The 18,673-nt window shown below is 64.6% G+C and carries 10 protein-coding genes; 2 read left to right on the forward strand and 8 right to left on the reverse strand.

Annotated features, from left to right (window positions below; genetic code table 11):
• The first annotated feature begins 21 nt into the window (after positions 1-21).
• Complete coding sequence (locus A6A05_RS08500) at positions 22-579, forward strand: hypothetical protein (RefSeq protein ID WP_156520964.1); 558 nt, start codon at positions 22-24, stop codon at positions 577-579.
• A gap of 59 nt (positions 580-638) precedes the next feature.
• On the opposite strand, the gene A6A05_RS20765 is transcribed toward A6A05_RS08500, so the two are convergent.
• The 4 genes from A6A05_RS20765 to A6A05_RS08515 all read right to left on the reverse strand — a co-directional run bounded on the left by A6A05_RS20765 (position 639) and on the right by A6A05_RS08515 (position 7,475).
• A complete protein-coding gene (locus tag A6A05_RS20765; RefSeq protein ID WP_156520965.1) occupies positions 639-902 on the reverse strand; it encodes a hypothetical protein in 264 nt (87 codons plus the stop codon).
• A gap of 237 nt (positions 903-1,139) precedes the next feature.
• Complete coding sequence (locus tag A6A05_RS08505) at positions 1,140-2,456, reverse strand: HlyD family type I secretion periplasmic adaptor subunit (RefSeq protein ID WP_068499393.1); 1,317 nt, start codon at positions 2,454-2,456, stop codon at positions 1,140-1,142.
• Positions 2,453-3,322 (reverse strand): 6TM ABC transporter family protein, encoded by an 870-nt coding sequence (locus tag A6A05_RS21280; protein WP_068499395.1) that lies wholly within the window; start codon positions 3,320-3,322, stop codon positions 2,453-2,455. The genes A6A05_RS08505 and A6A05_RS21280 overlap by 4 nt, the downstream gene beginning before the upstream one ends.
• Before the next feature lie 166 nt (positions 3,323-3,488).
• Positions 3,489-7,475 carry a calcium-binding protein gene (locus A6A05_RS08515; RefSeq protein ID WP_068499397.1) on the reverse strand — a complete coding sequence of 1,329 codons (3,987 nt, stop codon included), beginning with the start codon at positions 7,473-7,475 and terminating at the stop codon, positions 3,489-3,491.
• Between the two features lie 555 nt (positions 7,476-8,030).
• Here A6A05_RS08515 and A6A05_RS08520 point away from each other — a divergent pair.
• Complete coding sequence (locus A6A05_RS08520) at positions 8,031-8,399, forward strand: PRC-barrel domain-containing protein (protein ID WP_068499400.1); 369 nt, start codon at positions 8,031-8,033, stop codon at positions 8,397-8,399.
• Here A6A05_RS08520 and A6A05_RS08525 read toward each other — a convergent pair.
• The 4 genes from A6A05_RS08525 to A6A05_RS08540 form a co-directional block, all read right to left on the reverse strand.
• Positions 8,387-8,854, reverse strand: a complete 468-nt coding sequence (locus A6A05_RS08525; protein WP_172822229.1) for a transglycosylase SLT domain-containing protein — start codon at positions 8,852-8,854, stop codon at positions 8,387-8,389. The genes A6A05_RS08520 and A6A05_RS08525 overlap by 13 nt on opposite strands.
• Positions 8,855-8,945: 91 nt before the next feature.
• The gene (locus tag A6A05_RS08530; protein ID WP_068499403.1) at positions 8,946-9,263 is read right to left on the reverse strand and encodes a BON domain-containing protein; all 318 of its coding nucleotides are present in this window, start codon (positions 9,261-9,263) and stop codon (positions 8,946-8,948) included.
• A 97-nt stretch (positions 9,264-9,360) separates the two neighbouring features.
• Entirely contained in the window at positions 9,361-9,756 is a 396-nt protein-coding gene (locus tag A6A05_RS08535; RefSeq protein ID WP_068499405.1) for a PRC-barrel domain-containing protein, read from the reverse strand.
• A 112-nt stretch (positions 9,757-9,868) separates the two neighbouring features.
• Positions 9,869-18,355 carry a glycoside hydrolase family 94 protein gene (locus A6A05_RS08540; RefSeq protein ID WP_068499407.1) on the reverse strand — a complete coding sequence of 2,829 codons (8,487 nt, stop codon included), beginning with the start codon at positions 18,353-18,355 and terminating at the stop codon, positions 9,869-9,871.
• Between the last annotated feature and the right edge of the window lie 318 nt (positions 18,356-18,673).

An 18,673-nucleotide genomic window follows, 5' to 3' on the forward strand; every position in this document is an offset into this window, starting at 1 on the left:
GATTCGTTTCGCCATGCCCAGGTGGGAAGCCTGGCCGGCATTTCCGTCTATCTTTCCCTGGAAGACATCGATGGCGACTTCCGCTGTCCATCCCACAGCCTGATCATCGGCGGCGGCAGCGGCGAGCATCCGGCCGCAACCTTGTCCGATCCATTGCGCGCCGTCGCCGTCTTCGTGGTTACGGAATTGCCGTCGCTGAAGCTTCGTCCCGCCGTGCGGGCTCAATGGACGCAAGCGTGCCAACTCTTCCTTACCCAGACGGACAAGCCCATCGTCACCTATTTCGACTGGTTGCCCGAAGACCACGACAATTTCCGCGCATCCTGCCGAAGCCCAATGCTGGAGAATTCCTACGCCATCTGCGCGGACGACATGGAATTCGACGACTGGCTGGCCTTGGGTTTGGGCGAATTCATATTCTTCGCCATGCCAAAGCTTGCCGCCCCCTTGATGGCCCAACTGGAAGGCCTGCCATCGCATTTCCGCCACCTGCGCTACAGCAACATTCTGCTGCGCCCGCCCAATGTTCCGACCTATGCCAATGGCGGCAATGCGTTCGATATAATTGTCCGCTACTGACCCAGAGCCGTTTTTCCGATCGAACGGAATCGGCTCTGGGTTTGTCTGCACGCCCTGGGTCAACGATGCCCACGGCCATGATGCCCGTGGTGCGGCCGGTCATTGAAATAGACATTCCGAGGGGGCGGCGCCGGGGGAAAACTCAGGGACGGCGGCCGCTGATAGCCATAGGAAGGGCCTCGATAGGCCGGCGCTCCATAGGAAGAATATCCATAGGAGGGCTCGGGCTGGTTCAAGGCGCTGCTCAGGGCGGCGGCATCGATCACACAGCCGGACAGGCTCAGCGAGAGCAAGGCGGCGATGGCAATCAAACGGGTCTTCACTGTCTTTCTCCTGTGCCCCACTTGGGGGTGACAAGAGATATGCTGCCTCGAACTGATGGCGAGAGATTGATGGAATTGAGGCAAACCCCGACTACAATGATTATTTTCCGCCGCAAACTCGGCTTATTTCGCGGGGAACCGGTCAGACATGGACGTGTCTGTATAAAATGCGCCATCGCCACCATAACACCAAGGCAGGCAATGGTGGCGACGGCCCCCTGCATTCGCCAACCTCGCTCATCGTTCGCTGACCGCCCGATCAAGGTCGGCGAACAACGGCCCCATGAGCGCGGCCAACACCGTGCGTGTCCCGGTGATGATGGCGACCGATACCGGGACGCCTGGAACCAAGGGATAGATTTCGGCCGCATCGCCGGTGAATTCGGTGGCAGCCGGCGTGATCTCGACCAGATAGTGGAACTGGCCGGACCGATCGTCGGCGCTGCTGTCCGGGGCGATCTGCGAGACGATTCCCTCGAGCGGGCGCAAGCCGCCATCGGCCGGCAACAAGGTAATCCTGGTCGTCTGCCCGATGCGAACATGCCCCACCTCTCCCGCCGGCAGTTTCACCGCGATCACCCGCCGGGCATCGTCCGGGACGATCTCGACGGCGGCTTCGCCCGGTCGAAGCGTCGAACCGGGTCCGGTCACGGCAGCCGACTTGACGGTACCAGTCACCGGGGCGACGATCCGCATGTCCGACAGCCGTTTCTCCAGCTTCGGCCGTTGACTGGAATGGCTTTCCAGCTTGGCGTGTGCATCCTTCAGCGCCAGGGCGATGTCTTCTTGCCGGACGACATCGATCGAGCTCAGGCGATGGCGGGCCTTTTCCTCGTTGGCCCGCGCCTCTTGCAGGCGGCCGGCCAGTTCGGCCACTCGGGCCTCGTCCTCGTTGACCAGAAACGACGATGCCAGCCCCTTCTCGGACAGGCCGCGCCGGGCCTGCATGCGCAGGCGCAACGGCGCCAAGGCGGCGGTCAGGCCGATTACCACCGCCCTATTGGCGGTGATCTCGGCCTGCGCCACGCGCAAGTCCTCGGCATGCCGGTGTTGGCGGCTTTTGAACAGCGCCGTCTGTTGCGAGCCGATCGCCGCCGGCAGGCCGCCGAAATCGGGAACCTGACCCAGACGTTCGGCATCGAGGCGGAGAATATCGCCCGACAGCACCTCGCCTTCCGCCTTCAGTTGCGCCAGGTCGGCGCGGGCCGCGGTCGGGTCCAGGTCGATCAAGGCATCGCCGGCCGTCACGTGTTGGCCGGTTCGAACATGAAGGGCCGCCACCCGCCCGCCCTCGGCGTGCCCCAGAACCTGCACCCGTTCGGGCGGCACCACCCGGCCGTCGGCCACCGCCATGATGGCGACGCGGAAGCTGGCCGCCCAGACCAGGCCCAAGCCGAAGATCGCCAGGATGGCCATCGCCGATATCCTGGCCGCCCGGCCGGGATTGTGTCGATCCTGGTCGATCGACGGTGACGGGGCCAAGGCGGCAACCGCCGAGGTTTGCGCGTGGTTTGCGGCGACGGTGTGCACCGGGTCCGAGACGATGTGGTTCATGACGCGCTCCCCTTCCCGCTTTGCAGGAAGCGGACCACCGCTTCCATGGCCGGCTGGCCTCGTTTCAGGTCGTTGAGCGTCCCGGCGGCCTTCAGGGCCGTCCCAATGGCGCGCGACGCGATCAATCCGATTCCGAACAAGGTCCCGGCCGACAGGGTGCCGTCCACCACCATGACCGCCCCCACCGCCAGGACAAAGGCATAGGCGGCGCTGTTGGCCGCCCCCATGGCGGTTTCGCGGACATTGGCGACGCGCGCCACCGCCGCGCCCTGATCCATCCAATGGACCACGGCGGACAAGACCGTCCCGGCCTCGGTGGCCGAGAAGATTCCGCCCCGCGCGCCGTCGCGGCCGGCCCCGGCGACGGCGGCAATTCGCGACAGCGCCAGCTCGACCGCGATGGCCGCGACCATCGCCGCCGACACCGCGACCCCCACCGCCGGCGACAGCAGCCATAAGGCGGCCAGGTAAAGCACGACGGCGGCGACATCCATGAAAGCGGCGATCTTGGCGGCGGAATAGGTGCCGGCGATCATCTCCAGCGCGCCGATGGCCGGCCCCCGTGCAGCCTCGCCGGTACGGGACAGGATCTCGACGGACAAGGAATCGTCGGCCGACAGGCAGATGCCTTCCAGCAGGCGATGACGCAAGGTGCGCAAGCCCATCTCGGCCAGGATGGCCAGCACCAGACCCAGCGACAAGGTGACAAGGGTCCCCATCTGGCCATGGGCGGTGAAACGACCCATCACCTGGGCGGCATAGACGCTGGGCATCAGGCCCAGGATGGCGATCACGACGGACAGGGCGACGGCCAACCCGGCAAGAAGCGGCTGGGTGGCCAAACGGCGGGTAAGTTCCGAGAACATCTCGCGCTCCGATGGACGGACGGCGCCGGATCTTCCCGGCGCCGCATCGACCCAGACCGTTTTCCGCCCGAGCGGAAACCGGTCTAGAGTCTTAAGTTTGGCCCGTGCCGGGCCGCTCAGGCGCCGCTCGGGCTGGTCGCGTGTTCACGCTTGGCGTGAACACGCTCTAAACCAGGTGGAACCAGTGGGCGGCCAAGGCATTGACCTCGATATCTTGCAGCGTGACGTCGTGCCGGTCGGAAAGGTGCAGCACCGCATCGCCATCCGCATTGGCGGTGGCCCCTGACATCACGTCCAGCGCGGTCATCGCACTACCGCCCGTGCTGATCTCCAGCGTGTCGAAACCGGCCTTGAAGGCGATGACGGTGTCATGCGCCGCCGTACCCGTCTGAAACACGAAGGTGTCGGCCCCGGCTCCGCCCTTCATGATATTGGTCCCGGCCCATCCTTCGATCCGGGTGGTGCCCCCGGCCCCGAACAGGAAATCGTCGCCGCCGCCGCCTCGCAGCACATCGGTCCCGCTTCCACCGATCAGGATGCTGTCGCCGTTGCCGCTGACCAGGACGTTGTTTCCCGACAGGGCGGCCAGCAGGCCATGGGCGCTGGTGGCCTGGGTGGTCCCGCCGGTGCCGTAAAGGACCTCGGAATTTTGCAGATGATGTCCATCGGACAGGGTCGGCGTGATGTCCCAGGTCTGGGTCGCCGCATAGCCGGTCGCGCCCTTGATCAGGCCGGGAGTCTGGCTGGTGACGTAGGCATAGGCTGCCAGATCGTCGATGTCGTGGCTGGCGTCCCATTGGACCGCCAGCGCCGCCTTGGCGATGGCGGCATAACCGCCGCTGGCGTCATTGGGCGAGCCCGACATTTGGGTCGGCACCGCCTGCCCGCCATAGGTCGAGGCATAGACCTCGCCCCAGGTCTGGAACAGCGCCACCCCCGGATCACCCGAGCCGGTGGGGGCGTAACGGGTCGTGTCCGCGGCGGGATCGGCGATGTTGATCCAATAGCCGGCCCCGTTCAGCGGATTGTAGCCATCCTCGCCATGCAGGAAGCGGCCGGCGGTGAAATTGTTCTGCCAGGCCATGAATTCCTTGGCCCCGGCAAATCCCAGGTCGGCGGCATGGGCCATGGCCAGGGTCAGGAAATCCTGCTGCCACGGCGCGGTGATGGTGGCGTGGTACGAGTCGAACACATAGCCCTGCAACTGCCCTTGCGCGGCGCCCTTGGCGGTCCCGACATACTGGTCGATCAGGTTCTGGATGTTGTTCTCGAGCTTCTCGGTATAGTACGCCTTGAGCGGATCGCCATCGGCGGTGACATAGGCGGCGTCGGCCAGATCGCGGATGACCCAGGCAATCTCGCGGATTTCCCCCATGACGATGCCGGTGCTGCCGCCGCGATAGCCCGGGTTATAGGACAAGAGATCGTAGTTGGCCTGGGCCTGGACCTGCCGGACATAGTAGTCGCTGCCCTGGGTCAGCGCCGCCATGTAGCCCAATTCGGGGATATGGGCGGTATCGAGAACCCAGCCGGTAGCGCCTTGGATGCTGTCGAAATTGTTGGCAGGCTTGACGGTGCTTTGATTGCGGCCGTCCAGCCACAAGGTCGGGTGGCTGTCGATGGTGATCAGGCTGCCGTCGGCATTGACCGCATGGAACGGCGATGACCCGGCGGCATCGGCGCTGGCCAGCATCACCTGTTCGCCCGCCTGGTTTTGTGACACCAACCAGTTGGCGTTCCATTTGCTGGTGATGCCGATATCGCCCCGCCCCCCGGTCATCGGCTGATATTGCACCACCTGGGAATTGCCCAGCAGGCTGTGATCGCCCTTGGCGATGGCGGCAAGATCGGCGTTGATGCTGTTGGCGGCTACTCCCACCGAGGTGTCGTAGCCCATCACCGCGCCGGTCTGTTCGAGATAGGCGACGTCATAGACCACGTGGCTTGCCGGCGCCGAGATCGCCGCCCGGGCATCGCTCCACACCTCTTTGTGCCATTCCTGCATGGCGACATGGCTCAGGCCGGCTTCGGCGAACTGAACCTGCCCGTGGCTGGAAATCGCCACGTCGTAATCGTAGGTCTTGGCATCGGCACTGAAGATTCGGTCGTTGCGGACCTGGACATCGGTCAGGAAGGTCCCGTCGGCGTTGCCGCGGATATTCATCACCACATGCAGCGAGCCGTTGATCGCCGCATCGACCTGGACCTCGCCGGCCTGAGGACCGGACAGGACGGTCCTGGCGGTGCCGGCCGCCAGGGCATCGGACAGGACCTGGCCAGCATCGACGGTGCGCACGCTCGACGAGCCGTCGGCATTGTGGAAGGTCAGCGTGACCTGGGTGTCGTAGCCATGGCCGACGAAGCCGTGGGGATCGAGGGCCGAAGGCGTCGCCGCCGTGCCGCTTCCCCGGCCCAGCATGATGTCGATGGCGGAACCGGCGCCAATCGACGGGGCGGCCAGCGACAAAACCGCCTGCTGCACCGAACCGTCTTGGTGGTGGGTGCGAACATCGATCTGGACGGCGACGGGCTGGCCATCAACCATGGCGACCAGCGAGGTTCCGGCGGGCAGATCGCCCTTGGCGAAGACCTGTCCGAAACTGACCGTGCGCGCAGCCGACGCGGTGGACGTGTTGTTCTCGAGATGAACGGCGACGATGTCATTGGCCCCGGTGGCGGCCTGCACCGTCGGCGCGTGATGGACCACGCCGCTGTTGACCACCCCGCCGCTGGCGGGCACCACCGGCGCCGCGACCGGCGGCGTCGCATAGGTCCCGGTCGCCACATCATAGACCGCATTGGAAAAGGCGATCTTGCTGATGCCGTCCAGGTGGACCACCGTCCCGGTGGCGTGAATGTCGGTCACGTCAACGCTGCCGCCGGCATTCCTGGCGATCGAATACCAGGACGAGTAGTTGGCGAAGGCTGCGGTATCGAGCCCGCCATGTCCATCCACCAGTCGGGTGTTGGCCGTCACCTTCAAGATATCGTTGCCGGCGGTGCCGTCCACCGTGCCCAGCGTCGTGCCGTCGGCGAACTTCAGCACCTGGATGTGACTGGCGATCACACTACGCGTTGTGGCGACATCGACGACGGTGAAGGCGCCGCCTGCCCCGGAGGTCACGGTATAGGCGCTTTGAACCTTGGCGAAGATGGCGGTATTGACCCCGGCGCCGCCATCGACCACCTGGGCGCCGGCCGCGACCTTCAAACTGTCGTCGCCGCCGGTGCCACGCTGAACCAACTTGGCCGAGGCGGCATCGTAGCGCAGGCCATCCTTGAAGGTCAGGGCGGCGATGCCGTCAAGATGAACGCGGGTGCCGGTCGCATGAATGTCGGTCACATCAAGGCCGCCGCCGGCACTTTTCTCGATCCGGTACCAGTTGCTGTAATTGGCGAAGGACGCCTCGTCCAACCCGCCCTTGCCGGTCACCAGCCGGGTCAGGCCGGTCACCTGCAATGTGTCGTTGCCGGCGGTTCCCTCTAGCAGGCCGACGCGACCGCCATCGGCAAACTTCAGCACCTGGACATTGCTGGCGATCGTGGTTTGCTGCGTGACCTTGTCAAGGATGGTGAAGCTGCCCGCCGCCCCCGACTTCACCTCATAGGCGCTTTGCGCCTTGGCGAAGACCACAGTGTTGGTGCCGCCGCCACCATCGATCACCTGGGCCGCGATATTGACCTTGAGGGTGTCATTGCCGGATGTCCCGAACTGGACCAGCTTCCCCTGGGACGGAACATAGGTCAGACCATCCGAGAATTTCAGCGCACTGATCCCGCTGATCACCGTGCCCTGCAGCGTTTGGTGAACACGATCGGTCACGGTCAGCGAACCGTTGGCGTTCCGCTCGATCAGGTAATTGTCATGGCTGTAGCCCAGCACGACGCTGTCGTTGGCGAATTTGCCCTGGATTGTCTTCAGAAGGCTGCCCGTATCGGGGATGAGGAAGGACTGATCCGCCGCCGTGGCGACGATCCCCCACTGGCGGCTGGCCGCCGCATAGGTCCAGTGATCGCTGAACGAGTAGGTGTTGGCCCCCAATAGCGGCACATCGGCAACGCCCGGGAGAGAGCAATGCAGCGCCGAACTTCCGTCGGAACGGGTGATGATGCTGTACATCGTATGATCGAATTGCAGGGTGATGGCGGCCATCTCAAGTCCTTTCCCCCGCCGCACCACAATCGGTACGGCAGAGCTCGTTGACATGCTCCATGTTCAGGAACAGCAGCGACCGGCCCCACGGGAGCTGGAGGAAGGGATATTGCCGGGCTTCTGCTTATTCTTGCCAAGAAATCTGCAAAGATACTTGGCAGATCAATGCATAGAAGCAATCGAAATCACAGTCAATACATTCTTAATATTATAAATTGTCGACAAATGTAATCATTTTTACGGGTTAATTGCCGACACACAAAACGCGCCAACTATGAAACCATGGGTTTATGTTCGATGATTGCCGAATACAGCCAAAGCAACGCCTAAAAAAGCCAGGCTCACGCGACAATTCACATCCGAATGCCGATACAAATCAATATTTGTCGAAACTCAAAACAGCAAACATTAGTCATTATCACGCACATATATGTTTTTATTTTAAAAATGCGTACAATCCGAACCTTTCACAATATATATTTAAAATGATAATCTTCACAGCACTTTGACACACACATCCCGTGTGCATCGAATATACACTTGGAGCCATTTCCCATGACTGAGATGACATCAATCACAACTGGTTCTCTTATTGCCGCCGACAAGGTGAATGGCACCGCCGTGTTCGACCTGACGGGCGACAAACTCGGCAGCGTTGAGAACATCATGATCGACAAGGCCAGCGGCCGCGCCATCTATGCGGTGATGTCGTTCGGCGGCTTTCTGGGAGTGGGCGAGAAGCACCATCCGCTTCCCTGGGCCGCCTTGAAGTACGACGAAGGCAAGGTCGGCTACGTGATCAATATGGATAAGAAGCAGTTGGAAGGCGCGCCGAATTTCGATGGCGGCTCGGAATTCAACTGGACGCAGGATTACGGCCGGTCAGTCGATGCCTTCTACAAGACGCACAGCTACTGGATGTAGCCTTCCGAGGCCCGACCTTCGACGCCAATCTGGTCGTCGGGGTCGGCGCCGCGCGGGGACGCGATCAATTCCATGCCGCGATAGGATCGCGCCCAGCTGATGACGCGATCCACATAGCCGCGCGTGAAGGCATGGATGACGAACCGACCATCGGCACTGCGCAGGTTTCCACCATTGTAGTGGGACAAGGCCAGTTCCCAATCCTGGCCGTAACGATCGAACAGCCGCTCGAGATAGGCGATGCCGACCCGGACATTGTGCAGCGGATTCATCAAACTCTCTGGCGCGACCCCGAACTCGCCCATGGCGGTGCGCGGCGTTATTTGCATGACGCCGCGCGCCCCGGCGGCACTGACGGCGCCGGCACTGAAGTTCGACTCGACCTTGGCCACGGCCAGGGCGATGGAAACGGGGACGCGCCGATTACGGACGGCTTCATCGGAAACCATCTGCATGACCTCGTCCCGACTGGCGGCGAAAGCCGGGGTTTTGCAGACCATCAAAACCAGGCCCAGTGCCAGAATCGACGCCCGCCGCCCCTTCATGTCAACGAACGATAAGATTGTTCTGCACCGCGTTGACGCCCTCGACGCCGCGAGCCACCTCGCCCGCCCGGCTCTTGACCTGCGCCGATTCGACGAAGCCGCTCAATTGAACGACATCTTGCATGGTTTCGACGCTGATCTGCTGCAGCTTCAGCATCGGATCGTTGAAGATCTGAGCCTTGACCTTGGTGGTGATGGCTGCGTCATCGACGTATTCGCCGGGCGTTTCGCGGCCGGTGACCGCGGCACAACCGGACAGCATGATCGTCACGGCAAAGGCCGCCGCGAACGTCTTCAGAAGAGATTTTGTGGTGAGCATAGCGATGATCCTCGTGTCCTGCCCCGAAGTGTTGGGGAGCGGACTTTCAGGTCCGCCCCCGACACCGGCATCTTGAAAGCTGCCCCGATGTTACCGCCTACTTGGCGTAAACGAATTCGGGCAGGGCCTTCAGGCTGTCCTTGGTCGCGCCCGGCAGGGAAAAGCCCTTGTCATCCTTGGTCGGATGCAAATCTTCGTAGCGCACGGCGATCAGCTTGTCGCCGATCCCCAGATAGCCGCCGACCGAGATGATCGCGAACAGGGCGCGCTGGTCCTTCGAGATGATCATGTCGTCGATCTTGCCGATGGTCTCGCCCTTGTCGTTGTTGATGCTGCTCCCGACAATCTTGGTGCCGCGATAGCCCATCGCCACCGACTTCACATCCATGGCGCTGATCACCTGCGGCGCGCCTTGCGCGAAAGCCGGTGCGCTGACCGTGACGGAGGCAACGGTCATCATGAGGCCGATGGCAGTACTCGTGAGAATCTTCATATTATTGTCCCTCGATCCAAGCGATCAGCGATATGCATGACCGCGCACACCATAGAAGCGGACAGACAAGACAGAAACCGTCGGAAACTACTCATCGCATTTCATCAAACAATTACCCCATGATTACATGCAAATAGTGTGTCATGCCATCATCGATCAAACTAATATACAATGGACGCTGCTCCACGACCGTAGAATCGAAGGTTGCGTAGGTAATTCCCGACTCGACGCCCGAAGGGTTCTCGACGGCGATCTCGATCCGCGCGGCACCGAAATTCAGCACCAGTTCAAAACCACCCCAGCCCTTGGGGATGCACGGTCCGAACCGCAGGATGTCGCCATGCAGGCAGGCCCCCAGGATGCTTTCGATCCCGGCGCGCTGCATCCAGCCGGCCGAACCGGTGTACCAGGTCCACCCGCCACGTCCGACATGGGGCGGCCTGGCATAGATGTCGGCCGCGACCACATAGGGCTCGACCTTGTAGCGCAGCAAGGCCGAGCGGGTTTTCGCGTGATTGATGGGGTTGAGCATGGAAAACAACGCCCCGGCCTTGTCGCCCTGGCCCTGCGCCGCAAAGGCCATCACCGACCACAGGGCGGCATGGGTGTACTGTCCGCCATTCTCGCGGATGCCGGGGGGATAGCCCTTGACGTAGCCGGGTTCCAGAGTGGTCTTGTCGAAAGGGGGCGCGAACAGCAGGGCCACACCATCTTGCGGACGGATCAGGTCGCGCTCGACCGCCGCCATGGCTTGGCGGGCCCGTTCGGGGTCCGCCGCGCCCGACAGCACGGCCCAGGACTGGGCGATGGCGTCGATCCGGCATTCCTGGCTGGTGGCCGATCCCAACGGCGTCCCGTCGTCGAAATAGCCCCGCCGGTACCAGGCGCCATCCCAGCCCGCGCCCTCAAGGGCGGCCTGCAAGGCGACGGTGTGGGCCTTCCACCGGGCGGCGCGGACATCCTGGCCGCGAGCCTGGGCCAGCGGAACAAAGGCCATCAACGTCGCATAGAGCAGCCAACCCAGCCACACGCTCTCGCCTTGCCCGCCCTCGCCGACCCGATTCATGCCGTCGTTCCAGTCCCCCGTTCCCATCAACGGCAAACCGTGGCTCCCCAGCGACAAGCCAAGATCCAGACCGCGGGCGCAATGCTCGAACAACGAGGCGGCCTGATCGGAACGCCTGGGCAGATAGAAGCTGTCATGCTCGCCCTCGGCCAGTTTCTCGCCTTCCAGGAACGGCACCGACTGGTCGAGAACCGCCTTGTCTCCGGTCGCGTCCACATAATGGGCGACGGCATGGCCCAGCCAGACCCGATCATCGGAAATGCGCGTGCGCACGCCCTGGCCGGAGTGGGGCAGCCACCAATGCTGGACGTCGCCTTCGATGAACTGCCGCGACGCCGCCCGCAGCAGATGCGCGCGCGTCAGGTCGGGACGGCAGCCGACCAGCGCCATGCCGTCCTGGAGCTGATCGCGAAAGCCATAGGCGCCGCTGCCCTGATAGAACCCCGACCGCGCCCAGAACCGGCACACCAGCGTCTGATAGAGCAGCCAACCATTCAACATGAGATCCATGGAGCGATCGGGAGTCTTGACCGCCACCCGCCCCAACACGCCGGTCCAATGGCTGCGGACTTCGGCGAACACCGCGTCAAGATCGGCCGCCCGATAATGGGCGATCAGGCTTTGCGCCTCGTCGTCGCTGGCGGCTTGCCCCAGAAAGCAGACGATCTCGATCTCGCCGTCGGCCGGCAAGGTGAAGGCGGTGCGCATGACGCCGCATGGGTCCAGCCCCGCGCCGACCCGATTGGACAACCGCCCCGCCCCCACCCCCGCCCTGGCCCCAGCCAACGCCAAGGGAGAGGCCAGCGAACCGTTGCGGCCGATGAATTCGCGGCGATCGCCGGTCCAGTCGGTCTGGCGCCCGCCCAGATCGAGGAAGGCCACCCGCGAACCGAACGCCGCGTTCCAGGGATTGCGGGCGAACATCGCCCCGGTCTTGCCGTCGATGCCGGTGATGAGAAACGGGCAAGACAAGGCGCGGGCGGCGCCCAGTATCCACTCGACATAAGCGGTGGCGCTAAGATGGCGAACCCGGCCAGACCGATTGCGCAGCACCAGCCGCGAAATCTTCACCGACCCGTTCATCGGCACGAACTGCACCAAATCAGAGGCGATTCCGTGCGCCGTGTGCTCGAAGCGGCTATAGCCCCAGCCATGGCGGGCGACATAGGTCGCCGCCTCGTCGCGGATGGGCAGCGCCGTCGGGCTCCACACCGCTCGGGCGTCCCGGTCATACAGATAGAAGGCCTCGCCCGACCGATCCGAGACCGGGTCGTTGGACCAGGGGGTGATCTGGTTTTCGTGGCTGTTGACCGACCAGGTGAAACCCCCGCCTTCCGTCGGAACCTGAAAGCCGAATTCCGGATTGGCGACGACGTTGACCCATGGCGCCGGCGTCGCCTGGCCCGGCCCGAGGATGGTGACGTATTCGCGCCCATCCTCGGCGAAACCGCCCAGGCCGTTGAAGAATTCCAGCGGCAATGGTGGCGGCAACGGGGTGGACGGAGATTTCCGCCCGGGCCGCCTTGCCGCCGGCAGATCCTGGGTCCCGGCAAATCGCCCGCCCCAGTTCAACTGCTCCGACAAGGTCCCACGGTGCGCCACCAGCACGATCCTCGCCACGGCGGCAAGAAGGTGCTGAACCTCGTCCGGCACCAGCGCGGCTCGCAGCAGGAACACCCGCCCTTGCGGCCCATCGCCGCCACCCGCCGCCCGTGACTGGCTGGTCCTGACCAGGGTCTCGAGAGCGACGTGCAGGTCCTGGACATACGAGGATTGGTGTTCGTTCAAGATCACCAGATCGACCGCCAGGCACTTCAGGCGCCAATATTCGTGGGCCTGCAGCAACTCGTGAACGATCTGCAGATATTCCAGGTCGGCAATGCGCAGGAACACGATGGGCAGATCCCCGGAAATCCCCAGCCCCCACAAGCCGGATTGCGGGCCGGCGCCCCGGCTGATGGTGTCCGAGATGGGGCGCACCAGCGGCGTGGCATGGATCACATGGCCGGCCAGACGCTGGAACACCGCGGATTCCCCGGCGGAAATCCCCAGATGGTGCAATTGCACCTGCGCCTGGGTCCAGGCCAGCGTTGCCGCCCGGGCAAAGGCGGTGGCGCTGCGGTGGCGGTCGATGCTGTCCAGCAATCCGGTGCGGGTCGAGGCAAGCATGGTCCAAAAGGCGATCCGCACCACCGCGCCTGGCGCCACCCGCACTCTGCGGCGCAGGGCGAAGACCGGGTCGAGCACGGCGCCGACCGTCCCCGACAGTGGCCGCCCATCGACCATTGCCAACGGCGAGCGAACCCCGCGGCTGCGCCCCAGGAAGCGGGACCGGTCGGTTTCGATCTCGAGCGGGCCGATGACCTCGCCGTCAACCACGGACAGATGCGCCGCCCAGACCTCCGGTTCGGACGCCGAGCGCCGCCGCCGCGTCGCCACGATGGCGCCTTGGGCGGGCAGAAGCTCGGTCTCGACGAACAGTTTGTAGAAGGCCGGGTGCGCGATGTCGTTGCCCTGGGTGGTCAGCACCAGTTCCGCATACGAGGTAACCTCGATGACGCGGGGAAGAGGACCGGAATTGGAGATCGAGACGCGCCGGACCTCGGCATCGTCCTCGGGGGACACCAGCACCTCCATCGAGGTGGTCAGCGTTCCGTCGCGTCGGGTGAATTCGGCCCGGTCCTCGTTGAAGGCGACATGATACTCGTCGGGTTCGATTGCGGTGGGCTGCAGACCCGCCGACCAGAATGCCCCGCTCTGGGTGTCGCACAGAAAGATCGCCGACCCGCTGTCGTCGCAGGTCGAATCCTCGCGCCAGCGGGTCACCGCCATGTTGCCCCAGCGACTATAGCCGGACCCGGCCGTGGTCAGCATGGTGGCAAAACGTCCGTTCGACAGCAGAAGGACCGCCGGCGTGGCCTGGTTGGCCGAGCTGAAGCGCCGCCCGCCGGACGGTTCGACACCATCGGCCCGGGTGTCGGATTGCACTTCCGCCGCCCAGGCATGGGCCACCGACATGTCGCGCGGCACGCGTTCTTGCAGCAACAGCTCGGTGGCCTGGATCATCGGATCGGCGTGAAACCTGGCCCGCATGACACCATCGAACAGGGCGTTGGCGATGGCCACGATGGTCATCCCCTGGTGGTGGGCCATGAAGGCCCGGACGATGGTGACGGTCTGGCCGGCCGGGACCCGGGCCGGGGTGTAGTCCAGGGCCTCGTAGAAGCCGTGGCGCCCGCGCCCGCCCGCCGCGGCCAGCCGGGTCAGATTGGCGGCGGCGGCGGCGGGATCGACCATGGTGGCCAGGGCGGTCGCATAGGGCGCGATGACCAGATTCTCGCCAAGCCCGCGCTTCAGACCAAGGCCGGGAACGCCGAAATTCGAGTATTGGTAGGTGAGTTCCAGATCGCGGGCGTTGAAGGCGGATTCGGAAATGCCCCACGGCAACGCCAAGCCGTCGGCATAATCGATCTGACGCCGCACCGCCAGACGGGCGGTCTGCTCGATCAGGCTGCCGGCCGGAGCCCGCATGACCAACGACGGCATCAGATACTCGAACATCGAGCCCGACCACGAAATCAGCGCCGCCCGGTGCGCGACCGGCGTGACCGAGCGGCCCAGGCGGAACCAGTGCCGGGCGGGAATATCGCCCTTGGCGATGGCGAAGAAACTGGCCAGCCTCGCCTCGGACGCCAGCAGATCGTAACAATTGCCGTCCTGGCTCGCCTCGGCGGGCAAATAGCCGATGGACAACAACATGCGCTCGCGGTCGAGCAGGAAGGCGAACTGCATGCCCACCGCCAAGCCCCGCGCCGTGCCGGCAATGGCCTCGGCGCGGTTGTTGCGCGCCACGGCCAGGTTTTGCCCGAGATCGCGGCGCTGGCTGGCGATGGACGCCACGCAGGCCCCGGCCCAGAACAGCATGTCGCCGGCGGCCGGGTCGTCGCGTTCCATGGCCAGGGCGCGCGCGATATCGACCATGATCTCGGCACTGGCGGCCAATTCCGACCAAAGCCGCGCGACCGGTTCCGGACCGATCGGCGTCTGGCCCGCCAACGCGGCCAATGCCGCCAGCGCGTCGTCCAGTTGGCCCAGGGTCACCGTCTGGGTCTGGCGGCCATCGCGCAAGTGGGCCACCTCGTCGCGGGTCAGGGCGATCGCATCAAGGAGTCCGGCCAGGACCTCCTGGGTTCCCCGCTCCCGGCCCTGCCATTCGCGGCACGCATTGGCCAGGGCGATCAGATGCCCGGCCAGATTGCCGCTATCGACGGACGAGACGTATTTGGGCTCAAGCACCCGTAGATCGCGGGTGTCGTACCAATTGTAGAAATGACCGTTGAAGCGCTCCAGCCCGGCCATGGTGGCCAGCGTGGCCTCGATCCGGTCCATGGCCTCGTCGGTGCCGATCCACCCGAAATCGCGGGCGCTCACCACCGACAGCAGGTAAAGCCCGATATTGGTGGGCGAGGTTCGGTGAGCCAGGACCGGAACGGGATCTTCCTGGAAATTGTCCGGCGGCAGCATATGGTCGAGAGCGGTCACGGTGGTTTCGAAGTACCGCCAGGTTCGCCGTGCCGTCAGGCGCAGGATCGCCCTATCGGCGGCGGTCACCGGGATTCGCCCGGCGACAGCGGGCGACCGGCTGGCCCACCACGCCACCGCCGGAGCGATTGCCCACAGGGCGGCGAAAGCCAGGGCGACGATCCAGCTTCCCGGTTGGGCGGCGATCAAGGCCACCGCCACCGCCGGCACACCCAGCACCATCCCGCCGACCATCCTGCGGGTGAACCCGGCCGGGCCAAGCCGTGCCCCGTTGGCCGCCTGCGCCGCCGGCACCCATTCCAGCAGATGAATGCGGCTGACGAACAGCCGCCAAACCGTGCGGATGATCGCATCGCCCATGACCCAGGCGGTATGGGCCAGAAAGGTGATGATCAGTCCCGACAGCGAGGCGGCAAGGCCAAGATCGGCGGCCAGAGCCCGCAAATGGCTGATCAGGCTGACCTCGCGGCGGCACGGCGCAATGGCGGCGACCACCGGAATCAGGGTCGGCAGGATGATGGTCGACAATATGAAGGCCGTCCAGATCAGGGCCTGGTCCAGCGGTAACGCCACGCCGGCGGCAAGGGCCATGATTGCGGTGGGGGCCGACAGGGTGCGGCGCAGATTGTCCACCATCTTCCAGCGGCCGATGGCGGGAACGCCGCCGCCGGCCCGACCGGCCCCGCGGCCGAAGATCCACGGCAGAAGCTGCCAATCGCCGCGCGCCCAGCGATGGCTGCGCAACGAGCAGACGTCGTAGCGGGCGGGAAATTCCTCGATCACCTCTACATCGGTCGCCAGTCCGGCCCGGGCGAACACGCCTTCGAACAGATCGTGGCTGAGCAGCGAGCATTCCGGCACCCGGCCGGCAAGGGCGGCTTCGAAGGCATCGACGTCATAGATCCCCTTGCCGGCATAGGAGCCCTCGCCGAACAAATCCTGATAGACGTCGGAAACCGCCGAGGCATAAGGGTCGATCCCGCTCAGACTGGAGAAAATGCGCTGAAACAGCGACCCCTCGGTGCCGATGGGCAGCGACGGCGTGACGCGGGGTTGCAACACGGCATAGCCATCGATGACCCGGCCGCCCGCGCTGTCGAACCGGGGGTGGTTGAGCGGATGCGCCATCTTGCCGATCAGCCGGCGCACCGTGTCGCGCGGCAGACGGGAGTCGGAATCCAGGGTCACCACGTAGCGAACATCCGAAGGCACCATGCCGCCGATGAACGAGGTGTCGGTGGCGCCGCGCAGCAGACGGTTCAACTCGTGCAGCTTGCCGCGCTTGCGCTCCCAGCCGATCCACCGACCCTCGCCGGGATTCCACTGGCGGCGCCGGTGAAGCAGCAGGAATCGCGGGCGGCCGCCGGGAGCCGGACCGTAGCGGGCGTTCAGCCGATCGATTCCGTGGATTGCCGCGACAAGAAGCGCCTGGTCCCCGTCGACCTGCTCGGTCACCGCATCGGTCCAGTCCGACAGCAAGGCGAAATGGAGATGCCCGCCCAGGCTGGCGAGATGATGTACCTCCAGGCTCTCGACCTGTTGATCGATACCTTCCTTCGAGGTCAGCAACGTCGGAACCGCCACCACCGTCCGCAACGAAGCCGGCACGCCGTCGCGCAGTTCCATGGCCGGCAACAGCGTCGCATGAAAACCCGCGGTGACCGCGCGATTGACCAGGGCCACCGCCGCGTCGATGGCGGGGATCAGACCCAGCCCCGCCAGAAGTCCCAGTCCCCAGCCCCCCAGGCCGCCCATGAACAGGATCGTCAGCGGCAGCGCCAGAAGACACCCGGTGGTCAGCATGATGGCCAAGCCAAAACCGCCTATGCCGGGAGTTCCGACCAGGCGCCGCAGCCGAACCCGCACCGGTACGCGATATCCCAAGGTGGCCTCGAACGCCTCGCGGCCGGCGGACAAGAGATGGTAACCGGGGTCGACCTGGCGCGGATCGCTCCCCGACGACATGGCCGCCGCCGCCCGCACCGCCAGTTGCGCCACCTCGATCTCGCCTCGCTTCGCCCCCAGGGCCAGATCCTCGACGGCGGTGCGATAGAGGTTGCGTGTGGGAAAGTCCATGTCGCTGAAGCCGGGGGCGCCGGCCAGCACCTCGTTAACCAGACTGATGCCCTCGAAGAACTCGGTCCAATCGACATCGGAAATCAGGCGCAGGCTGGTGATGATATTGCGAACGGTCACGGTCGAGGCGCCCTGCTGCCGGTGCACTTCGCGAACCACCGCCTCGGCGTTGGTTCCCTGGGCGGCAAGACGCTCGTCGAGCATGGTCAGGGCCGGGGTGATCCGTGGGTCCTGATCACGCAGCCGGTGCAGCAATTGCACGGCGAACGGGTCGGAAAACGGCCGCCGCTTCTGGTCGGCCAGCACCACCGGCAGCGGCTCGGCCGCCCCCAGCAATCGATCGGCCAATCCGTCGGCCTGCTGGCGGGCCAGGCGGTTGCGCATGATCGCATCGGCCAGGCGCCGCAAGTTCTCGATCAGCACCACCTTCAAGGTGATGCCCAGCGCCCACAATTCCCCGATGGTCAGCGGCTGGACCTGCTGATAGGCCAGAACATAGCGGCGCAGCATCAAGGAATCGAACCGGCTGTCGGTATGGGCGACGAATCCCCAGGCGATCCCGAACACCCGCGGATAGCCGGCGAACGGACCGACGGCCAGCTTGGGCAGTTGGCGATAGAATCCCGGCGGCAATTGGGCGCGGATATCGCTGATCTGCCGCTCGACCAGATGGTAATTGTCGATCAGCCACTCGGCAGCCGGCGTGATGGCCGCGCCCGCGGAAATGGTCGTCACCAGAAGACGATAGGCCGCCAGCAGCACCGAGCCATTGTCGGCCAAACGGTCGGCCAACGGATGGCCCCTGATCAGTTTGGGCGTCACCGTCTGCGCCTCGGCCAGGCTTCGGCCGTGTTCCTCCAGCCGCCCGACGCTGAACAATTCTTCGCGAATCGGCGGCAGGCAATCCAAGGACATGGGCCAACGTCGGCACCACAATGCCCGCCGCAGAAATCCGGCCAGACGATTCCTCCTGCATGATGAAAGCAACCTCGATCCCCCCTTGGTGAGAATGCCGCGATGTCATTGCTCTACAGAGCGACGACGGACGCGGGCACCCGATGGCGGGTCGGCGCGGTACGTGCGATGCCTGAAGAAGGAGAAATGAACCGGGTTTACGCCCTAGCCACACAATAGCGGACCAGTGCGGGAGGAATGCAGGGTCGGAAAATACCGAAGTCGGGCATTCGCCACGCCGCGAACCGGCTCCGGCGGGTCCGATGCCGCCCGTGTGAC

This window comes from Magnetospirillum moscoviense, assembly GCF_001650635.1.
Classification (GTDB): domain Bacteria; phylum Pseudomonadota; class Alphaproteobacteria; order Rhodospirillales; family Magnetospirillaceae; genus Magnetospirillum; species Magnetospirillum moscoviense.